Consider the following 19,090-nt stretch of genomic DNA (forward strand, 5'->3'; position numbering starts at 1 on the left):
CCGGCCTGCGTTGAAGGACCTCACCAGCCAGGACTTCACCAAGTTCTGCTTCACCAGGCCGAATTGAATCCAGTGACCGAACTTTCCAACGGCGGCAGTTTCACCTGCTCCGTCGAAATCAATGCGTCTGTAGAGGCGTCGACGGAAGCGTCCGCGCAGACCTGCGTCGATCCATCCAACGACGTCTCCGACACCCCGATCGAGACGCCCACCGCTACTGCTTCGGCCCAAGAGGAGTCGAAGGCCAGCCAGGGCTTTGCCCGCTTTGGCTTCGGGCCCGAGCTGCTGAAGGCCCTTGAGGCCATCGGCTATCAGGAGCCCTCACCGATCCAGAAGGCCGCCATCCCCGAGCTGCTGCTCGGTCGCGACCTGGTGGGCCAAGCCCAAACGGGCACCGGCAAAACCGCAGCATTCGCCCTGCCGATGCTGGCCGCCCTCGATCCCGCCGAACGCAAGCCCCAAGTGCTGGTGCTCGCCCCCACCCGGGAGCTGGCCCTGCAGGTGGCCGACGCCTTCAACAGCTATGCCACCCACCTGAGCGGGGTGCGCACCCTGGCGATCTACGGCGGCGCCGACTTCCGCGAACAAATTCACCAGCTCAAGCGTGGCGTACAGATCGTGGTGGGCACCCCCGGTCGGGTGATGGACCACATGCGCCAGGGGACCCTCGACCTCTCCAATCTGCGAGCTCTGGTGCTCGACGAGGCCGATGAAATGCTGCGCATGGGCTTCATCGACGACGTCGAATGGGTGCTCGAGCAACTACCTGAAAAGCGTCAGGTGGTGCTGTTTTCCGCCACCATGCCGGCCGAAATCCGGCGGATCTCGCAGAAATATCTCAACGCGCCCGCCGAGATCACGATCAAACAGAAGGCCGCCGATGCCAGCCTCATCCGTCAGCGCTTCCTGATGGTGCATGCGCCCCACAAACTGGCTGCGCTGGAGCGGGTGCTCGAGGCCGAAACCAGCGAAGGGGTGATCATCTTTGCCCGCACCAAGGCGATCACGATCACCGTGGCCGAATCGCTGGAGCAACACGGCTACGACGTGGCGGTGCTCAACGGCGACGTGCCCCAGGCCCAGCGGGAGCGCACCATCGAACGCCTCAAGAGCGGCCAGGTGGATGTGTTGGTGGCCACCGACGTGGCCGCCCGCGGCCTCGATGTGGAGCGCATCGGCCTGGTGATCAACTACGACATTCCCTTCGACTCCGAGGCCTACGTGCACCGGATCGGGCGCACGGGGCGGGCGGGCCGCAGCGGCGACGCCATTCTGTTTCTCACCCCCCGCGAGCGGCGCTTCCTGGGCAGCCTCGAGCGGGCCGTGGGCAAACCGATCGAAGAGATGGAGGTGCCCAGCAACGCCACCATCAACCAGAACCGGCTGGACCGGATGCGCACCAAACTGACCTGCTGCCTGCAAACACCCTCCAGCAGCGATCAGGAACGGGCCCTGCTCAGCGAAATCCTGCAACGGGTGGCCCAGGAGCTGGGCTCGAGCCCCGAGCAGCTGGCACTGGCCGCTCTCGAGCTGAGCCTGGCGGGCAAACCGCTGCTGCTCCAGGGCGAAGAGAATTTCCACCAGGTGCGTCCGAGTGGTCCCGGTCGGGATGGCGGACGGGATGGAGGACGGGACTTCGGGCGCGATCGGGGTCGGGGGCGCGAGCTGGGACGCGATGGGGATCGGGGTCCCCGGGGTGAGCGGCCCATGGGACCGCCGGAAGATCACATGGAGCGCTTCCGCGTCGAAGTGGGCTGGCGCGACCGGATCAAGCCCGGCAACATCGTGGGTGCCATAGCCAATGAGGCGGGTCTGAACGGTCGCTCGATCGGCCGCATCCAGATCTTCGACACCCACAGCACCGTGGACCTGCCCAAGGGCATGCCCGATGAGGTCTTCCAGGGCCTGAGGCAGCTGCGGGTGATGAACAAACCACTCCAGCTCTCCCGGCTGCAGGGTTAACCGTCTCGGGCGCCAGACATGCCCACCGCCCGACCCTGCTCCATGTCGCCCAGTCCTGTGCGAATCGTCCCCATTGGCCTGCTGTGGCTGGGGCTGGCCGGGCTGGGTCCATCCAGCCGGGGCATCAGCGTCTCGGAGGTGGTGAAAGCCTTCTGCCTATCGGCCTATCAGGCTGATCTGCAAAAGCAGGGCAAAAGTGTCTCGCTGGCGCAGCTGGATCGCACCTGTGGTTGCGTTGGGGAGCGAGTCGCCCAAGGCAGCGACGTGGAGGATGCCCACGTGGTGTGTGGGCGCCCTCAGGCGCAGAGACTGGTCACGTCTCCCACACTCACACTGGTTAACCCAGGCACCGAGAGCCTTTCGACAGCGGCGATCAGCGAGACCTGAACGTCCAAGCTTTCGCTGGTCACCAGGGTCTGCAGCAGGTCGAAACGATCCTGGGGAGCCAGCTCTCCATCCTCGCGCCAGGCGAGGCTCCAAGGGACAGGGGCCGTCATCACGGGGTCGCAGTTGATCAGGATTTGCTGACAATGGAACGTTACTGGGGATCGCCCAGGGAACTCCAGAGTCTCTTCAGAAGGGCTTCACGGTTCTCCATGATTCCCGCTCTCACGCCTTGGTCAGGCCCAGCAAACCGGTAGGCTTGAGGGTGATTCCAAGGCGTTCAGGCTCCCATCGGCGCGCTCAGTTCCCACTGGCATTCCCGAGGAAGCGCAGCACCAACCGAATCAGTTCCAGGATTTGCTCCATTAATGACCATTTACGTTGGCAACCTCTCGTTCCAAGCTGAACGCGAGGACCTGCTTGATCTCTTCGGCCAATACGGAGAGGTGCGCCAGTGCAGCCTGCCCCTTGACCGGGAAACCGGTCGCAAGCGCGGCTTCGCCTTTGTCGAACTGGCTGACGATGCAGCTGAACAGAAAGCCATCGACGACCTCCAGGACGTCGAATGGATGGGCCGCATGATTCGCGTCAACAAAGCCACCCCCCGTGAAGGCGGCGGAGGTGGTGGTGGCGGCGGCCGCGGCGGCTACGGCGGCGGCGGCGGTGGTGGTGGAAACCGTGGCGGCGGCGGTGGCTATGGCGGGGGGGGTGGTGGCGGCGGCTACGGCGGCGGCGGCAACCGCTGGTAAGTCATCCGACCAGCCCTGACCCTGGACCCCTGGCCGTGGATCACCCCACGGCCAGGGGTTTTTTGCTGGGCCGAGATCGCACGGATCAGCATCGGGGGGCAACATCGTCACCAAGTTGTTCCCCAGCCGGCCATGTCGCCCCAGACCGCCACCAGCCCCACCACCCTGGAGCGGCTGTTGCGCACCCTCCGGCCGCACCGACGCCGGGTGTGGCTAGCCGCCAGCTGCTCGGTGCTCAACAAACTCTTCGACCTGGCCCCACCGGTGCTGATCGGCTTGGCGGTGGATGTGGTGGTGCAGCAGGACACCTCCTGGCTGGCGGCCCTGGGCGTCACCTCCGTGCCAGGCCAGCTGGGTGTGCTGGCGGGGCTTTCGTTTGTGATCTGGAGCGCCGAATCCCTGTTCGAATACCTCTACGCCCTGCTCTGGCGCAACCTGGCCCAAACGGTGCAGCACGAGCTGCGGCTTGAGGCCTACGCCCATCTGCAGCAGCTGGAGATGGGCTTCTTCGAAGCCAGCAGCAGCGGCAGGCTGCTCACGATCCTCAACGACGACATCAACCAGCTGGAGCGCTTTCTCGACCACGGCGCCAACGAGATCCTGCAGCTGATCACCACGGTGCTGGCGGTGGGCGCCGCGATGCTGTGGCTCTCGCCACTGGTGGCGGGGGTGTCGTTCCTGCCGATTCCCGTCATCCTCTGGGGGTCGCTGCGCTTCCAGAAGCGGCTGGCCCCCCGTTACGCCGAGGTGCGCGAGCGGGCGGGGGATCTGGCCAGTCGCCTGGCCAACAACCTCGGCGGCATGCTCACGATCAAGAGCTACACGGCGGAGACCTGGGAAACCGCACGGCTCAGCGAGCAGAGCCAGGCTTACCGCAGCAGCAATGCCCGGGCCATCCGGCTCTCGGCAGCCTTCATTCCCCTGATTCGCTTCGCGATCCTGTTCGCCTTCCTGGCGATCCTGGTGATCGGCGGCTTGCAGGCCTGGCGCGGTGCCATCGCGGTGGGCACCTACAGCTTCCTGGTGTTCATCACCCAGCGGCTGCTATGGCCCCTCACCACCCTGGGCCGCACCCTCGACGACTACCAGCGGGCCATGGCCTCCACCAACCGGGTGCTCAACCTGCTCGACACCCCGATCGCCATCGCCAGCGGCCAACAGAGACTGCCTTTGGGCCAGGTGAAGGGAGAGCTCCGCTTTGAGGGCGTCAGTTTTGGCTACGCCGGTCGCGAGCCTCTGCTGCGCCACTTCAACCTGACGATCCCCGCCGGCAGCACCCTCGGCATCGTGGGTGCCACGGGCTCAGGCAAGAGCACCCTGGTGAAACTGCTGCTGCGGCTCTACGCCATCCAGGAGGGCCGCATCCTGCTCGATGGCATTCCCCTCCACAGCCTGCAGCTCGACGACCTGCGCCGCGCCATCGGCCTGGTGAGCCAGGAGGTGTTTTTGTTTCACGGCACCGTGGCCGAAAACATCGGCTACGGCAGCTTCGAGGCACCCCGGGCCGCGATCGAACGGGCTGCCCAATTGGCAGAGGCGTCGAGTTTCATCGAGGCCCTACCCCAGGGTTACGACACGGTGGTGGGCGAGCGGGGCCAACGGCTCAGCGGCGGCCAGCGCCAGCGCATCGCCCTGGCCCGCGCCATCCTCAAAAACCCTCCGGTGCTGATCCTCGATGAAGCCACGGCGGCGGTCGACAACGACACCGAAGCCGCCATCCAGCGCTCCCTCGATCTGATCACCGCCGAGCGCACCACCCTGGTGATCGCCCACCGGCTCTCCACCGTGCGCCACGCCGATCGGATCGTGGTGCTGGAGCAGGGCCAGATCGTGGAAAGCGGCCGCCACGACCAGCTGATCGCTGCCGATGGGGCCTATGCCAACCTCTGGCGGGTGCAGGCCGGTCTGCGCAGCGGCGAACCCCTGCGACTCTGAGCCCTGATCGTGCAATAGGTTTTGGGGGATGAGAACCCCTCAGGCCAAAGGCCCCCGCAAGCGCAGCCGACGCGGCTCCGTGCTGGTGGCGATCGGCGTGGGCTTGGGCGGGGGACTGCTGCTGGCGGGGCCGCTCTGGGAGCTGCTCAGCGACAACGGCGCGGCCACCAACAACGCCATCACCAATCCCTTTGCCGCCTGGAGTGGCATCACCAACCAGGACATCCTGCTGCTCGGCACCGATGTGGGCGGTGGCAACACTGATGTGATCGCCAGCCTGCGGGTGGATGGCGGCATCACACGAATCACCCAGGTGCCCCGCGACACCTACATCGAAGCTGAGGGCTACGGCCCCCACAAAATCAATGCCCTCTACAGCCTGGGGGGCACCGACCTCGTGAAACGGGAACTGGCCCGCAAGCTGGGCCGGCCGATCACCCACCACGTGGTGGTGAACCTGGCGGCGATCCGGCGCATGGCCGATGCCCTGGGCGGCATCGAGGTGGATGTGCCCAAACGGATGGCCTACACCGACCACAGCCAGGGGCTCACCATCGATCTGCAACCGGGCCTGCAGACCCTCAAGGGCCGCGACCTGGAGGGATTCCTGCGCTTCCGCCACGATGCAATGGGCGACATCGGCCGCCTGGAGCGCCAGCAGCTGGCCCTGCAGGCCCTGTTCCGCAAGCTCACCCGGCCTGAGCATCTGGTGCGACTACCGGTGCTGCTGGCAGCAGCCGGCAAGGACCTCAAAACCGATCTCGGGCCCATGGAACTGGGTGGACTGATCACGGCCATGAGCACGACCCAACTGGAGACCAAGCGGCTGGGCGGTCGGCCCTTTTACCGCAACAACATCAGCTACTGGGAGGCCGACTGGCCCCAGCCTGTATTGGACAGCTCGGCCGGCTATGGCTCCGGGGACGACGGCCGCTTCCGCTTCCTCTTCTGATCCGCCGCAGGATCAACGGCGGGCGTTGGCCCGCCGTTGCTGCTCTGGGACAGGGTGATCAAGGCCAGCGCCAAAGCCACACCCGCCAGCAAGGGGGTGGAGGCGGCCACGGTCACCCCGAGGGCAGCCGTAAACCAGATCGAAGCGGCACTGGTGAGTCCGTGCACCTCGGGCCGGCCTTTCTTCAGGCCACCAGGAGGCACCAGGATCTCTCCGGCGCCGAGGAAGCCCACGCCCGTGGCCACCCCCTGAATCACCCGGCTGCGGGACTCGGGATCGGGACCGGCCGCCAGCACCATCAGACAAGCACTCAGCCCCACCAACACATGCACCCGCAGGCGGTTGGGGTGGGTGGTGGTGCCGTGGTGGGCGCGGTTGATGCCCACCGCCAAACCGCACAGCACCGCCAGACCCAGGCGCAGCAGGATCTGCAAGTCGGGGGTGAGCGCCGGCAGCCAGCTCATGGCCGCCCCCTCACAACAGCCAAGCGCAGCATGGCTGTTCCCCATAAGCTCCTGGCAACTGAGCGTTGCCGCGGCCCGTGCAGAACCTGCTGCTGCGCAACAGCCTCAAGTTGTTCGTGGCCGTGTTCATCACCGCGGCAATCGCTTCCTGGACCGAGCGCATCCAGTTTCTCTGGTATCCGCTGATGGCAGTGGTGATCGTTGTGGATGACAACGACGATCACACCGTTCAGGCTGCCACAAGCCGCATCCTTGGCACGGTGATCGGGGGCCTGATCACCTTCCTGGTGCACACGATGCTGAGCGGCTGGATCGGCGTGCTGGTGTCGTTGCTGGTGATGATCCCAGTGCTGCAACGGCTGGGCTGGCAAAGCGCCCTGGGCACCGCCGGGCTCACCGCCGTGATGTTTCTGATGATTCCCAGCCACGCCTCTCTCAATTGGGATTACGTGTTCAACCGCGGCCTCGACACCGTGGTGGGCTGCGTGGTGGCCATCGTGGTGGGGCTGCTGTTCTGGCCGCAGAACAGCAGCAGTGAACTCACAGCTGCCGATCGCCTCCTACGCCGGTTGCTGCAGGCCCAACTGCAGGCCTACAGCGACTGGCTGGGCCAGCGTCGCAGTCGCCCTGAGCCGCTCGATCCGGCACCGCTCACCAACGCCCTGCAGCGCATGGAGCAGCTGGTGGCCCAGGAGCGCAGCGGCCCCCGCCATCAGGCCCTCAAACGCAGCGGCTGGGAGCAACGGCTGCGGCTCTGGCAGCTGGCCCACTTTCACTGGATTGCCTGGGAGCGGCTGCTGGCCGGGCTGCCGGAGCAGCAGAGCCTGAAGGCCGATCCGCTGAGGCATGCCGTCGGGGACCTGCAGCGTCAGCTCAGCGAAGAGCCCACACCAACACCGCCGCGGCAACCCCAGCGCTGGCAGCAGCTGGCCCAGCAGCTTCAACTGCCGCTGCTGCCGCTGCTGGCCCTGGCGGAGGAAGGGCGTCCGCTGCATGCCTGCCTGGGCGGGCTGAACCGGATGGCCCCGCCGTGAGCAACCGCAACGCCCTGCGCACCGCCTTCACCGCCGGGCTCGGCAACGCCTTCGCCAGCCTGTCGGGGTTGGCCGACAGCCAGTACGTGGCCCTGTCGGTTGTGGCGGTATCCAGCGGCACCTACGGCGGCGCACTTTCCCTGGGGAGGCAGAGGCTGCTGGGCACCGTGCTCGGCTCGGTGCTGCTGCTGATCGGCTACGAGGGGTTGCGCCTCCTGCCGATGCCGTTGGGGATCGCCATCACCCTCGGCGCCCTGCGCCTGCTGGGCGGCCTGCTGAAACTGCAGGTGGGCTACAAGGTGGGCGGAATGATCATCGTGATGGGCTGGCTCGTGCACGAGGGCGGCCTGGCCAGCTGGATCCCGATCCGCTTCCTCTGGACCTGCTTCGGGGTGCTGATCACCCTGCTGGGCTTACGGCTGTTCTGGCCTGCCCGCGGACTCGACAGCAACCTGACCCAGGTCGCCGATCTGCTCGTCCAGCTGCAGAGCTGCTTCCGCGACCTGGCGGCGCGGGTTGATCCCGCCATGACGGGCCAGGTGGCCAATCCGGTGGGGATCGGCCGCTACCGGGCCCTGCGCAACCAGCTCGTTGCCATCCGGCGGCAACGGCCAGCACTGCTGCAGGAGCTGGGTTCGCTGCCGGAGCGCCATCCAGCCACACTGCTGATGGCCAACTTCGAGGCCACCAGCTCCCGCCTGATCACCCTGGTGGGGGGCCTGGTGCGCGAGCCCCCCACCCTCCAGGATCCCCAGCTGGTGGTGCAGCTGCATCGGGCCGAAGCGGAGTTGCTGCAAGCCATGGCTGGCCATCTGGGCCAGTGGGAACAGCAGATTCGTGGTCGCCGGGGGCTGCCCAAACCACCCGAAACCGAACTTCAGCTGCCGCGCAGCTGGCACGAGCTGGGCCAGGAGCTCAACAACCCCACCGCCAACTCAGCTTCCCTGGAGAGGCTGGAGCGGATCGCCAGCCGGCTGATGCTCTGCAGCCAGGCCGAGCAGGCCATCCGCTCGGCCGAAGCAAACTGGGTGGCAATTCTGGCCCGGGCCTGAATCACGCCAATCACCGCATCACGCAGATGACCGCATCACGCCAATGACGATGTCCATTGTGAGCAGCCTGCTGCAACAGCGGCATGCCCTCTACCGCGGCCTTCTGGCGGTGGAGGTGGTGGCCCTGGTGGGACTGCGCGGCCTCCAGCAGGCACCACGGCTGGTGAGCGTGATGTACCTGGTAATCTCCGCTGTGGCCGTGCTGATGGACTCTCCGCTGCTTCGCCAGAACCGCCTGGATCCCTCAGCCGTGCAGGCGATGCCCAGCGCCCTCGGACAGCGGGTGCAGCGGGTGCTGCTGGGCCGGCAGCACCAGATGATCTTCTGGATCGTGGCCCTGGCCGTGGAACTGCTCTGGCAGGCCGCCCTGATGCTCAACCCCAGCTTGGCCGTGCGCCTGAGCGTGCTCCATCTGGTGGTGTGGCTGGGGCTGATGCTGGTGCTGCTGTGGAGCCTGGTGAATGCCCTGGCCGAAGAACCGGTGTTCAACGGCGACCTGCTGATGGGGGCCGCAGCCGGGTATCTGCTGGTGGGCTTCACCGGCGGCATCGTGCTCAATTCGCTGCTGGTGCTCGACCCGGCGGCCTTCAACCTGCCGCCCCATGGCCACACCCTGCCCGATGGCATCGCCCATGCACCCACCATGCTGGGCGCCGCCTTCGCCAGTCTCACCACCGTCGGCAGCCCGGTGCTGAAAAGCGGCAGCCTCACCAGCCTCACCGCCAGCGTGGGGATCACGATCGTGGGCCAGCTCTATGTGGCCATCCTGATTGCCGGGGTGCTGGGAAAACCAAGGGTGCTGGGCAATCAGGAGGTGGTGGTCACGCCGAGTCAACCCGCTGCCGCCCCGGAAGCTGAACACCCCCGGGGCCAAAAGCTGCTGCGCGAATCAAACTGCGTCTACCCAGGCGCTGATCCGCATCACCGTGGCAATGCGCAACCGCGCCCTAGCCCTGTTGTGGCTGGGGCTGATCCCTGCCCAGCTGGCCCCGGCCGCGCTAGCCCAGAACACAGAGCTGCTGGAGCGCAGCTGGCAGCGGCTGGATGCGGAGCTGCGGGCGCTCGATCGGCTGCTCCCCAGCGAGCCCGAGCCTCCGGTGGGCGACGTGCTCAGCACACCGGAGCTGCCCGCCAATCTGATCCGGGCCAACCAACCCGCCAGCGGTCCGATCCAACCCGCCGACGCCGTGGCCGGTCCGCCCCTGGATCTGCCCACCCCCCAGCAGCTTCAGGCCGGCGGCGTCGCCAGCCTCAGCCTGGAGCAGGCCCTGGCCATCGCCTTTGCCAACAGCGCCACCCTGCAAGCCCAGCGCGAGCAGGTGGCCGCCGCCCTGGCCAGCCTCCAGGCCGCCATGGGCAGCTACTGGCCCACCATCAGCGCCTTTGCCAACGGCGGCTACGAGGGCAGCCGCAGCACCACCACTTCCAACAAGCCGAACGACAACCTGGGCTTTGGCCCGCTGTTTGACCCTGCGGGGCTACTCGACTCCGCCGGACAACCCACCGCCGGCCCCTTCTATGTGCCCAACGGCGGATCCGCGGCGGACACCTCCGGGGAATGGGGCGTTGAGGCGGGCCTGCAGCTCAACTACGCCCTGCTCGACTTCGCCCGCACGCCCACGGTGAAAGCGGCCCGCGCCAGCCTGGAGCAGCAGCGCAACACCTATGCCAACCAACTGCGCTCCCTGCAGCTGCAGGTGAGTGAGGCCTACTACCAGCTCCAGCAGGACGAGCAGCTGGTGCGCGTCTACGACGCCAACCTGCGCAACGACCTGGTGATCCTGCAGGACACACTCGACCTCAAGCAGGCTGGCCTGGTGCCCAGGCTCGATGTGCTGCGGCGCCGGGCCATTCAGGCAGCCGACGAAGAATCACTGATCCAGGCCCTAGCCGACCGGGCAGTGGCTCGCCGGCAGCTGGCGGTGCTGCTCAACCTGCCCGCCAGCGTGACCCCCAGCCCCAGCGACCCGATCGTGGTGCAGCCCCGCTGGCCCCTCGATCTGGATGCCAGCCTGCTGGCGGCCTACCGGGGCAATCCCGAACTGGAAGCAATCCTGGCCACCCGCACGGCCCTGGCCCAGCAGAGCCAGGCCACTGCGGCAGGTCTGCTGCCGAAACTCTCCCTGTTTGCCAGCGGCGGTGGCAGCAGCTCCCAAACCAGCCTGACCAACTTCGAGATTGGCGGAGGGGGCTGCTGCGGCGCCACCGACCTGCCCCTGAGCACCACCAACGGCTGGGACTGGTCTGCAGGACTCACCCTCACCTGGCTGCTGTTTGATGCCGGCACCACCGCAGGGCAGGCCCGGGCCCTGGCCAAGCGGGAGGCGGCCACGGCCCAGCAGTACGCCGCCACGCGCAACGACATCCGCCTGCGGATCGAGCAGGCCTTCTTCAACCACGAGGCCAGCCTCGCCAAGCTCAGCTCGGCCCGCCGCGGGGTGGCCGCAGCCCTGGAGGCCTTCCGTGATGTGCGGCTGCGCTATCTCACCGGCCTCGACAGCGAGCTCAATGTCTCCAACACCCAGGACCGTCTGATCAACTCCCTGGTGCAGCGGCTCAACGCCACGGTGGCCGTCAACATCACCTACGCCAAGTTGTTGAAGGAGCTGCTGCCGATGCCCCGGGATCCCAACGCGCCGATCCAGCCCCAATTGCAACTCACCCAGCTGCAGCTCAGCAGCGCCACGGGTCAACCCTGAGCCGGCACACCACCATGGCCTTCGCCCTGCCTGTGCTGAGCCCCCTTTGGCGCAACAGCCTGCGGATCTGGCTGGCCACCACCCTCTCGATCGGGATTCTGCTCTGGTCGGGGCGTGAACAGGCGCTGGGGGTGGCGCTGGTGATGGCGGTGCTATTCGTGAATAAAACGACTTCACCCCCGCCCGCAGCATCGGCCAGCTGCTGGCCGGGGCCCTGATCGGCATCCTCACCGCCACCGTGTTGCACGAGCTCTCCACCAACTGGGTGGTGCTCGGGATCGCCCTGCTACTCACCGGTGTGCTGATACGCATCCTCGGACTGCTCAAGGGCCTGGGCACGGGCTACCTGGGCTGTTGGGCCCTTGATCTGATGCACCGGGGCAACCAGGTGAACTGGGGGGTGATCTTCGATCTGGCCTTTGCGGCGGTGGTGGGGATCCTGATGGCCCAGATGGCCACCTGGGCCCTCTGGCCACGCCGGCCCCTGCAGCAACTGCCTGCCCTGGAAGCCCGGATCGCCAGCCAGCTTGAGACCCAGATCCGGGCCCTGCAGCAGTGGTTGGGCAGCGGCGGCACGCCGCCAGCGGTCCTGCGCTCGCAGGATCTGCTGCCGAGCATCCAGCAGCTGCAACAGCTGCGCGACCAAGATCAGGGCGTCGCCATGCCCGCCCACACCAAACGGCTGCTCTCCCGCTGGGCCCAGGCCGGCAGCCTCTGGCGGCAAGTGTTGCGCCAGTGGTTGCTGCTGGAGCCGCTGCTGCGCCAGCTGGCCACCCCCCTGCTAGACGACGCCCCCCAGCCCCTGCTCCACAGCACGCTCACCGATCTCGCCGAGCGTCTGCAGGTGCAGCCCAGCCTGGCTGCGGATCTGAGCAACGCGGAGCCCAACAACGTTGAGCCAAGCAACGCGGGCACAGCTCAGCTCTTGCTGGAGCAAGCCGGCAGCCTGGGCGCCCCCCAGCCCCTGCTGCTGGCCATCGGCCAGCAATGTCAGGAGCTGCACCAGCTTCTCCGCAGCCGGGCCCTACTCAACGCCGCACTGGCGCGGCTCACGGCGTTGCAGCGATGAACAGCGCTGCCCTGCGGGACACCCTGCGCCTCGCCGCCACCGTGACCGTGGTGAATGGCTTCACCAGCCTCACGGGCCTTCCCTTCGGGTTTTATGCCTCCCTGGCGGTGGTAAGCGTGACCGTGGGTACCTACGGCAACACCCTTGAACTGGGCCGGCAACGGCTGATCGGTACCGCCGTTGGCGCCATTGTGGCGTTCTTCGGCTACCGGGCCTGGGGCCACCTGCCGCTGATGGTGGCCCTGCCACTTGCCGTGCTGCTGGCCCGGCTGCTCGCCGGCTCCTTGCGGCTCACCGTGGGCTACGGGGTGTGTTGCTTCGTGGTGGTGATGGGCTGGCTCACCCATGAGCAGCAGCTCGACAGCTGGATTCCCATGCGCTTGGCCTGGACCGCCTTCGGCATCCTGATGGCCCTGCTCAGCCTGCGGCTGTTCTGGCCGTCCCAGGCCCGGCTCCAGCAGAACGAGGGCCTGCTGCAGCTGCTGGTGGATCTGGGGCACACCCTGCTCCAGGTGGTGCAGCACGCGCCTGAAGACCTCCAGCCCCAGACGCAACGCCGCCGGGATCTGGGGCAACAGATCCGCAGCCTGCGCAGCACCCTGCAGGGCCTGCGCGACCAACGCCAGGGCGCCCTGCTGGAACTGGGCAGCCTGGCGAGCAAGCATCCGCTGGCACAGCTGTGGGTGCTGTTCGACCAGGCCTGTGAAGCCCTGATTCTCGATCTCGATGAGCTGCGGCGCCTGCCCCATCCCGAGTGGCAGAGTTGGGGGCTTCAGGCCGACTACGACGCCGGCGAGGCCTTTGTTCAGGCGGTGAGCCAGCGGCTGCTCGGCTGGCAACAGCAGCTGGGCAGTTCCTCCCGGCTGCAGCCACCGCCGAGCCAACCCCAGCCGACGCTGCCCCTAGAGGCCCTGCAGTCGCCCGAATCTCGAGCCGCCTACCAGCAGCTCAGCCCCAAGCAACTCCAATGGGTGGCCGCGCAATGGATGGTGCTCAACCGCATGGACCACACCATCGCGAGCACCGAGCGCCAATGGCGCGCCGTCTTGAGTTCAACAGCCCTGTGAGCTGAGGGATCAGGCGTTGGGGCGCGACGACCACCAGCGCTCGACGCGATAGAGCAGCACCACCACCAGCACCACCAGCCAGAACCACAGCTCCGGCGGGTTGGCGTTGAACAGGATCAGCAGCAACACCACCTCGCTGACCAGCCAGGGGAACTCTTGGCGCAGCAGGGGGTTGCGGATCTGGAAACGGGGCTTGGCGTCCACGGGGCGGGTCACGACACAGTGTTGGGCTGGCGCAGGAAGGGCAGGTTCCAGCGCAGATCGATCCAAGGGGTGCGGAAGCCGCCGGTGAGGGAGCGCAGGCCCGGAATCACATAACTGATCGGCGAGCGCCACTCCACGTAGGCATGGGTCGACACCGTGAGGCCATCGCGGATCGGGAACACGCCGCTGCCCCCCGAGAGGGTCCAGCGGTAGCCATCCACGCTGGAGGGATCCCGCTCCAGCTCGATTTCACTGCGCATCACCGGACCGTTCTTGGTCAGCGCCTGGGCCAGCTGCGCGTTGCCGGTGGTGGTGGAGATGTCGGCTTCGGTGGCGGGCAGCGTGAGCACCTGCGTCACCTTGCCGACGATGCCGCCGAAACGGCCGCGCTGGTTCCACTGCGGCACCACCTCCACGGGCAGCCCAAGGGGCAGGCGGCGGGCATCAGCGGGTGCGAAGTAGGACACCACCCGCAGCGGGCGGTCTTTAGCGCTGGGTTGCTCAGGCCGGCCGATCGTGCCCAGCCGCTGGCCGGTGCCCACGGTCTGGCCAGCGATCACCTGCAGATCCAACACCGTGCCGTCCCGATCGGCATGCACCTTGCCGTCGTAGCCGATCTTGGCTTCGGTCACCTGGATCTGACGCTTGAGATCGTCGATCTGGTAGCGGCGTTGCAGGGCCTGGGTTTCGATGGTGAGCTTCACCTGCTGGTAGTTGGTCACCACGTTCTTCTCGTTGATCTTCACGTCATCGAGATTCACGCTGGTGCTGGTGAGCCCCTGCTCCGCCGACACCACCTCAGAAGACAGCGGCGCCACCACCTCGCGCTGGGCCAGGAAGTCGAGATTGCGCAGTTTGCTGGCGTACGTGGACTGCAGTTCGCCGTAGCGACGGCGATCGTCGGAATACTTGGCCAGGGACGTGTCCAGGGCCCGCTTCTCGGTCAGCAGCCGCAGGGCATCCCGCTCATCGAGCATGGCGTTGTGCCGCTGCAGTTGGCGCAGGTTGCCGCGCTGCTGGTCGAGCTGGCGCTCCAGCACGGGCAGATAGAGCTGCATCAGCACCTGGCCGCGCGCCACCGACTCACCCTCCTTGACGAACACCTCCCTCACCTGGCCGCCAGCACGGGCGTTGAGGATGCCGGCGTTGTTGGGGTAAATCATCACGCCCATGCCTTCCACCTCTGTGGGCACGGGCCAGACCAGGGCCCACAGCACCAGCACACCGCCCACCCCCGCCAGGCTCACGCCCACCTGGTTGTGATCGCTCAGCCCCTGCCAGCGCGTCTGCATCTGCTGCCATTGCCGGCGTGGCCACGGCTGGGCAGGGGCGGGGGTGGCCTGGGTCATGGAGCCCAGCTTGCAGGATTCAGCGACACCTGTCAGCCCCCACATGATCGGGCCGCCCCAGGCCCAGTTGGAGCAGGCGCCGCGTCGCCGCTTCCGCCTGTGCTCCGCCCGACACCAGGGCCTGGGCCAGCAGTGGCGCCAACACCGGCACCTGGCTGAACCCCGCACTGAAGCCAGTGAACATCCACAAGCCAGGCGCCTCCGCCAGCGGACCCACCAGGGGCACCCCCTCGCTGCAGAAGGCCACGGCCGCCTGGTGCAGCTGGCCCGGCAGCACCGCGAGGGGCGCCCCCCAGGACTGGCCCGCCAGCCCTTGGCGCAATTGCTGCTCCACCTCCGCAGACGGCGGCGGTACTCCCAATTCCAGGCCCGGCCGCACCAGGGTGTGCTGGCCCACCAGGGCCCCTGCACCCCAGGGCATCAGGCCGCCATCCACCAGCCACTCCGGCTCGCTCAGGCTGGCGGCGCGGCGCTCGAGGGCGGCCCGCCCAAAGCTCACCGGCAGCCAGGCGGCGGCTTGGCCCAGGAGCGCCGGGTAGGACGGCAGCTCCAGCACCCCGGCCCAGCTGCTGCGCAGCCGCGAAGGCAGGCCCGGCCAGAGCTGGCGGCAGTGGGCACCAGCCGCCAACACCAGCTTCGGGGTCTGCAGGCTGGTGCCATCGCTGAGGTGCAGCGCCCAGCCAGCGGTTGGTTGGGGATCCAGGCGCTCCACACGGGCCGCTTGGCACGTCACACCCGCCGCGGCCAGCACCAGCGGCAGGCGCGCGACCAACACCGCGGAATCCACCTGGGCAAACGGCAGCGGCCACCAGGCACTCAGCGCTCCCAACCCGGCGACCCCGCCGTGCAGCCGCAAGCGGCAGGGCCGCCAGCCCAACGCACCATGGCGCCGCTGCAGCCGGCGCCAGCGCCGGGATGCTCCCGCCGCCAAGCGCGCCAGGGGTGTGGGGGCCAGGGGCCAGCCGGGCAGGGCGCCATAGCTGATCGCCGACGCTGAGCGCAGGCCAGCTTGAGCTGAGGTTGGAGAGGTGGCATCGACCACGGTCACCGATGCCCCGAGCTCCCGCAAGTCCAGGGCCAGCAGGCCACCAGCCACCCCACCGCCAACGATCACCACATCGGCGGCGAGGGGAGCGGCCGTCACACCAACAGAGTGAACGAGGTGACCACCTGGTGGAACATGTCCTTCACCTTGGCCCAGCGGATCTCATTGGTGCTGGCAGCGAAGGTGTAGAGGCGGCCGCGGTCGAGCACCACGGTGGCCAGCTCGTGGCGGTCGCGGTCGTCGAGGTGCACCGCGTATTCCAGGTCGTAGAAGGTGCGAGGTCCCTCCTGACGCTCCGACGCTTCCACCAGCTCAGCGGCCCGGCCGCTGCCCTCGGGAGCAATCACCGTGCGGCGCAACTGCTCGCCCACAGCCACGGCGCTGCCCAGCTTCTCCAGATCATTGGTGGGATTGACCTCTGAGATGACCAGGCTGAGGGTTTCATCGCTGTTGATCAGGTCGTGAAACACAACCTGGGGGCCGCCACTCACCTGCACCCGGGTCCAGCCGGTGGGATAGAGAAAGGCGTAGCGGCCATCGGGGCTCTGGAAGCTGTTGAGCCCAGCTGCAGCGGCGCTGCAGGACACCAGCACCCCCGCCAACAGCACAGCAATGAAGCGCGGCAAAAGGTTGCGGAGAACGGCCAGATTGCGGGAAACAGCCATGGCTCAGGGCACGATGCGTGGCGCCATTCTGCTGGGCCATCAGCATGGGCCCGATCCACCCATCGCAGTGATGCCCCGCCAGCAACGTTCGGCCCGTCGGCCACAGCCCGATGGCCCACGGCCACAAAACTGGGCCCAACGGCAGCAACGGCGTCACGACTCGCGTTTGTTCCGGCTGCTCGACGGCTCCTTTGCCTTTCGCCTCGCGCTGTCGGCCGGCAGTGCCCTGGCCCTGCTGCTGGTGGTGAACAGCTACGCCACCTGCCGCAACCAAAACTGGAGCCAGGGCTGCCTGTTTCGAGATGCCGAGGCCCTGATCAGCGTCGGCAATGTGGAGTCGCTCAGCATCGTGACCGCAGCCTTCCTCTATCTGCTGGAAGGCCACAAGCGACGCCAGCGCGAAAACATGGAGGCCTATGACCTGTTGCAAACCTGCAACGCCTTCGGGGCACGCTGGTTGATGGGTCGCATCCACGCCCTCGAGAGCCTCAACAGTGCAGGCCTCTCACTCGCCGGCCAGCAGCTCGCCGGCTTCGATCTGCACAACCTGCAGGCCCCCCACGGCGACTGGCAGGAGGTGAATCTGGAAAACAGCGTGCTGCGCCAGGCCAACCTGGCCGGCAGCGATCTGCGCGGTGCCAACCTGCGCGGCTGCGATCTGCAGGACGCCAATCTGCGTGGGGCGAATCTGCGCGACGCCAACTTGGACGGGGCGGACCTGACAGGAGCCCAACTGGAGGGTGCTGAACTCAGCGGCACCCACCTGGAGGCCGCCAGCACCCATCCCGCCTGACGGGCAGGCCTGCCACAATTCAAACCACTTGGAGCGGAACGCTGAGCGGCTTCACGCGCCCGTTGGCCCGGCTGATCGACCAATTCGAGCGGCTGCCCGGCATCGGTCCCCGCACAGCCCAGCGACTGGCCCTGCACCTGCTGCGCCAGCCCGAAGAACAGATCCGCAGCTTCGCCGACGCCCTGCTGGACGCCCGCAGCCAGGTGGGCCAGTGTCTGCGCTGCTTCCATCTATCAGCGGAGCCCGTCTGCGAGATCTGCCGCAACAGCGAGCGCGGCAACGGCCAGCTGTGCGTGGTGGCCGATTCCCGCGACCTGCTCGCCATGGAGCGCACCCGGGAGTTCAAAGGGCACTACCACGTGCTTGGCGGCCTGATCTCGCCGATGGATGGCATCGGGCCGGAGCTGCTCCAGATCCAACCGCTGGTGCACCGCGTGGATGCGGAGGGCATCAGCGAAGTGATCCTTGCCCTCACCCCGAGCGTCGAGGGCGACACCACCAGCCTCTACCTGGCCCGCCTGCTCAAGCCCTTCACTGCAGTGAGCCGGATCGCCTACGGCCTGCCCGTGGGCAGCGAGCTCGAATACGCCGACGAAGTCACCCTGGCCCGGGCCTTCGAGGGACGGCGCCGGGTCGAGTAGCTCCCATGTCGCGCTACAGCGCCATCCCCCCTGCTGAACGGCTACCTGAGTGGCTGCAGCGTCCCGTTGGCAACGCCTCCGCGTTGGAGACGGTGCAGGGGTTGGTGAAGCAGCAGCGGCTGCACACCATCTGCGAGGAGGGCCGCTGCCCCAACCGGGCCGAGTGCTACGCCGCCGGCACCGCCACCTTCCTGCTGGGCGGCCCGATCTGCACCCGCAGCTGTGCCTTCTGCCAGGTGGAGAAGGGTCAGGCTCCCCACCCCGTGGACGCCGGTGAAGCGGAACGGGTGGCCGAAGCGGTGGCCACCCTGGGGCTCTCCTATGTGGTGCTGACGGCCGTCGCCCGCGATGACCGGGCCGACCACGGCACCAGCCTGTTCACCACCACCATGGCCGCCATCCGGCGCCGCACGCCCGGAATTGGCATCGAAGTGCTCACCCCCGACTTCTGGGGCGGCCATCGCAACGAACAGGAGGGGTTGGCCGCCCAACGCCAACGGCTCGCCGCGGTGCTCGCCGCCGAACCGGCCTGCTTCAACCACAACCTGGAAACCGTGGAGCGCCTCCAGGGCGAGGTGCGCCGTGGCGCCACCTACACGCGCTCCCTGGGGCTACTGGCGGCCGCCCGCGAGCTGGCCCCCCAGACCCCCACCAAGAGCGGCCTGATGCTGGGGCTGGGTGAAACCCACGCGGAGGTGGTGCAAACGCTGCGCGACCTCCGCAGCGTTGATTGCCAGCGGCTCACCCTGGGGCAATACTTGCGCCCATCGCTCGCGCACATCCCGGTTGCCCGCTACTGGAGTCCGGCGGAATTCGAGCAGCTGGGGGCTATCGCTCGTGAACTGGGATTCAGCCGGGTGCGCAGCGGGCCGCTGGTGCGCAGCAGCTATCACGCCGCCTCTTAGATCTTTCAGCCCCACTGCATGCGCCGTGATCAGTTCCAAACCTTGGCCGTGATGACGAACCAAGGGTTTCGCTTGGTTCGTCACATTGTTATTGCAATGCAATAAAAGAGCGCTCAGCACA

The 19,090-nt window shown here is 67.5% G+C and carries 19 protein-coding genes; 13 read left to right on the forward strand and 6 right to left on the reverse strand.

Translation table 11 applies throughout. The features are described 5' to 3' along the window. Nucleotides 1–72 precede the first annotated feature (72 nt). Complete coding sequence (locus tag CJZ78_RS02845; RefSeq protein WP_233128431.1) at nucleotides 73–1,962, forward strand: DEAD/DEAH box helicase; 1,890 nt, start codon at nucleotides 73–75, stop codon at nucleotides 1,960–1,962. 296 nt (nucleotides 1,963–2,258) lie between these two features. Here the strand turns inward: CJZ78_RS02845 and CJZ78_RS02850 are convergent, their stop codons facing one another. After that, nucleotides 2,259–2,459, reverse strand: coding sequence for a hypothetical protein (locus CJZ78_RS02850; protein WP_094559376.1), 201 nt, complete (start codon nucleotides 2,457–2,459; stop codon nucleotides 2,259–2,261). Between the two features lie 255 nt (nucleotides 2,460–2,714). On the opposite strand from CJZ78_RS02850, the gene CJZ78_RS02855 reads away from it, so the two are divergent. From CJZ78_RS02855 to CJZ78_RS02865, 3 genes are all read left to right on the forward strand, one after another. Beyond that, a complete protein-coding gene (locus tag CJZ78_RS02855; protein ID WP_094559377.1) occupies nucleotides 2,715–3,095 on the forward strand; it encodes an RNA-binding protein in 381 nt (126 codons plus the stop codon). A gap of 132 nt (nucleotides 3,096–3,227) precedes the next feature. Next, entirely contained in the window at nucleotides 3,228–5,030 is a 1,803-nt protein-coding gene (locus CJZ78_RS02860; protein ID WP_094559378.1) for an ABC transporter ATP-binding protein, read from the forward strand. 28 nt (nucleotides 5,031–5,058) lie between these two features. After that, the gene (locus tag CJZ78_RS02865; protein WP_094559379.1) at nucleotides 5,059–5,982 is read left to right on the forward strand and encodes an LCP family protein; all 924 of its coding nucleotides are present in this window, start codon (nucleotides 5,059–5,061) and stop codon (nucleotides 5,980–5,982) included. Here the strand turns inward: CJZ78_RS02865 and CJZ78_RS02870 are convergent. Further along, complete coding sequence (locus CJZ78_RS02870; protein WP_094559380.1) at nucleotides 5,940–6,446, reverse strand: MgtC/SapB family protein; 507 nt, start codon at nucleotides 6,444–6,446, stop codon at nucleotides 5,940–5,942. The two genes, CJZ78_RS02865 and CJZ78_RS02870, sit on opposite strands and share 43 nt — an antisense overlap. A 65-nt stretch (nucleotides 6,447–6,511) precedes the next feature. Between CJZ78_RS02870 and CJZ78_RS02875 the strand changes: the two genes are divergently transcribed. The 6 genes from CJZ78_RS02875 to CJZ78_RS02905 all read left to right on the forward strand — a co-directional run bounded on the left by CJZ78_RS02875 (nucleotide 6,512) and on the right by CJZ78_RS02905 (nucleotide 13,367). After that, nucleotides 6,512–7,480, forward strand: a complete 969-nt coding sequence (locus tag CJZ78_RS02875) for an FUSC family protein (protein ID WP_094559381.1) — start codon at nucleotides 6,512–6,514, stop codon at nucleotides 7,478–7,480. Beyond that, nucleotides 7,477–8,532 carry an FUSC family protein gene (locus CJZ78_RS02880; RefSeq protein WP_094559382.1) on the forward strand — a complete coding sequence of 352 codons (1,056 nt, stop codon included), beginning with the start codon at nucleotides 7,477–7,479 and terminating at the stop codon, nucleotides 8,530–8,532. Before CJZ78_RS02875 ends, CJZ78_RS02880 begins: the two co-directional genes overlap by 4 nt. A 1,187-nt stretch (nucleotides 8,533–9,719) precedes the next feature. Beyond that, nucleotides 9,720–11,231: a TolC family protein gene (locus CJZ78_RS02890; RefSeq protein ID WP_233128432.1), complete on the forward strand. Its 1,512-nt coding sequence runs from the start codon at nucleotides 9,720–9,722 to the stop codon at nucleotides 11,229–11,231. Nucleotides 11,232–11,245: 14 nt separating this feature from the next. After that, nucleotides 11,246–11,449 carry a hypothetical protein gene (locus CJZ78_RS02895; RefSeq protein WP_094559385.1) on the forward strand — a complete coding sequence of 68 codons (204 nt, stop codon included), beginning with the start codon at nucleotides 11,246–11,248 and terminating at the stop codon, nucleotides 11,447–11,449. A gap of 23 nt (nucleotides 11,450–11,472) precedes the next feature. Then, nucleotides 11,473–12,300, forward strand: a complete 828-nt coding sequence (locus CJZ78_RS02900; RefSeq protein WP_094559386.1) for a hypothetical protein — start codon at nucleotides 11,473–11,475, stop codon at nucleotides 12,298–12,300. Then, the gene (locus CJZ78_RS02905) at nucleotides 12,297–13,367 is read left to right on the forward strand and encodes an FUSC family protein (RefSeq protein ID WP_158217022.1); all 1,071 of its coding nucleotides are present in this window, start codon (nucleotides 12,297–12,299) and stop codon (nucleotides 13,365–13,367) included. Before CJZ78_RS02900 ends, CJZ78_RS02905 begins: the two co-directional genes overlap by 4 nt. Before the next feature lie 9 nt (nucleotides 13,368–13,376). Here CJZ78_RS02905 and CJZ78_RS02910 read toward each other — a convergent pair whose 3' ends face one another. Genes CJZ78_RS02910 through psbP form a run of 4 tightly spaced genes read right to left on the reverse strand, consistent with a single transcriptional unit; the run spans nucleotide 13,377 to nucleotide 16,630 of the window. Beyond that, nucleotides 13,377–13,583, reverse strand: coding sequence for a hypothetical protein (locus CJZ78_RS02910; RefSeq protein ID WP_094559388.1), 207 nt, complete (start codon nucleotides 13,581–13,583; stop codon nucleotides 13,377–13,379). Then, nucleotides 13,580–14,920, reverse strand: a complete 1,341-nt coding sequence (locus CJZ78_RS02915) for an NHLP bacteriocin system secretion protein (protein WP_094559389.1) — start codon at nucleotides 14,918–14,920, stop codon at nucleotides 13,580–13,582. The genes CJZ78_RS02910 and CJZ78_RS02915 overlap by 4 nt, the downstream gene beginning before the upstream one ends. Nucleotides 14,921–14,939: 19 nt before the next feature. Further along, entirely contained in the window at nucleotides 14,940–16,064 is a 1,125-nt protein-coding gene (locus CJZ78_RS02920; protein ID WP_143592832.1) for an FAD-dependent oxidoreductase, read from the reverse strand. Further along, a complete protein-coding gene (psbP, locus tag CJZ78_RS02925; protein WP_094559391.1) occupies nucleotides 16,061–16,630 on the reverse strand; it encodes a photosystem II reaction center PsbP in 570 nt (189 codons plus the stop codon). Before psbP ends, CJZ78_RS02920 begins: the two co-directional genes overlap by 4 nt. Nucleotides 16,631–16,643: 13 nt before the next feature. On the opposite strand from psbP, the gene CJZ78_RS14340 reads away from it, so the two are divergent. The 3 genes from CJZ78_RS14340 to lipA all read left to right on the forward strand — a co-directional run bounded on the left by CJZ78_RS14340 (nucleotide 16,644) and on the right by lipA (nucleotide 18,969). Further along, nucleotides 16,644–17,423, forward strand: coding sequence for a pentapeptide repeat-containing protein (locus tag CJZ78_RS14340; RefSeq protein ID WP_158217023.1), 780 nt, complete (start codon nucleotides 16,644–16,646; stop codon nucleotides 17,421–17,423). Between the two features lie 71 nt (nucleotides 17,424–17,494). Next, nucleotides 17,495–18,064 carry a recombination mediator RecR gene (gene recR, locus CJZ78_RS02935; RefSeq protein WP_233128445.1) on the forward strand — a complete coding sequence of 190 codons (570 nt, stop codon included), beginning with the start codon at nucleotides 17,495–17,497 and terminating at the stop codon, nucleotides 18,062–18,064. A 5-nt stretch (nucleotides 18,065–18,069) separates the two neighbouring features. Continuing rightward, nucleotides 18,070–18,969 (forward strand): lipoyl synthase, encoded by a 900-nt coding sequence (gene lipA / locus CJZ78_RS02940; protein WP_094559393.1) that lies wholly within the window; start codon nucleotides 18,070–18,072, stop codon nucleotides 18,967–18,969. The last annotated feature ends 121 nt before the right edge of the window (nucleotides 18,970–19,090 follow it).

This window comes from Synechococcus sp. 8F6, assembly GCF_002252665.1.
GTDB lineage: Bacteria > Cyanobacteriota > Cyanobacteriia > PCC-6307 > Cyanobiaceae > Cyanobium_A.

Bases quoted from the DNA above. Each gene is read 5' to 3' on its own strand.
- CJZ78_RS02850 (WP_094559376.1), bottom strand. From the start codon at position 2,459: ATGACGGCCCCTGTCCCTTGGAGCCTCGCCTGGCGCGAGGATGGAGAG.
- CJZ78_RS02855 (WP_094559377.1), top strand. From the start codon at position 2,715: ATGACCATTTACGTTGGCAACCTCTCGTTCCAAGCTGAACGCGAGGAC.
- CJZ78_RS02860 (WP_094559378.1), top strand. From the start codon at position 3,228: ATGTCGCCCCAGACCGCCACCAGCCCCACCACCCTGGAGCGGCTGTTG.
- CJZ78_RS02865 (WP_094559379.1), top strand. From the start codon at position 5,059: ATGAGAACCCCTCAGGCCAAAGGCCCCCGCAAGCGCAGCCGACGCGGC.
- CJZ78_RS02870 (WP_094559380.1), bottom strand. From the start codon at position 6,446: ATGAGCTGGCTGCCGGCGCTCACCCCCGACTTGCAGATCCTGCTGCGC.
- CJZ78_RS02895 (WP_094559385.1), top strand. From the start codon at position 11,246: ATGGCCTTCGCCCTGCCTGTGCTGAGCCCCCTTTGGCGCAACAGCCTG.
- CJZ78_RS02905 (WP_158217022.1), top strand. From the start codon at position 12,297: ATGAACAGCGCTGCCCTGCGGGACACCCTGCGCCTCGCCGCCACCGTG.
- CJZ78_RS02915 (WP_094559389.1), bottom strand. From the start codon at position 14,920: ATGACCCAGGCCACCCCCGCCCCTGCCCAGCCGTGGCCACGCCGGCAA.
- psbP (WP_094559391.1), bottom strand. From the start codon at position 16,630: ATGGCTGTTTCCCGCAATCTGGCCGTTCTCCGCAACCTTTTGCCGCGC.
- CJZ78_RS14340 (WP_158217023.1), top strand. From the start codon at position 16,644: ATGCGTGGCGCCATTCTGCTGGGCCATCAGCATGGGCCCGATCCACCC.
- lipA (WP_094559393.1), top strand. From the start codon at position 18,070: ATGTCGCGCTACAGCGCCATCCCCCCTGCTGAACGGCTACCTGAGTGG.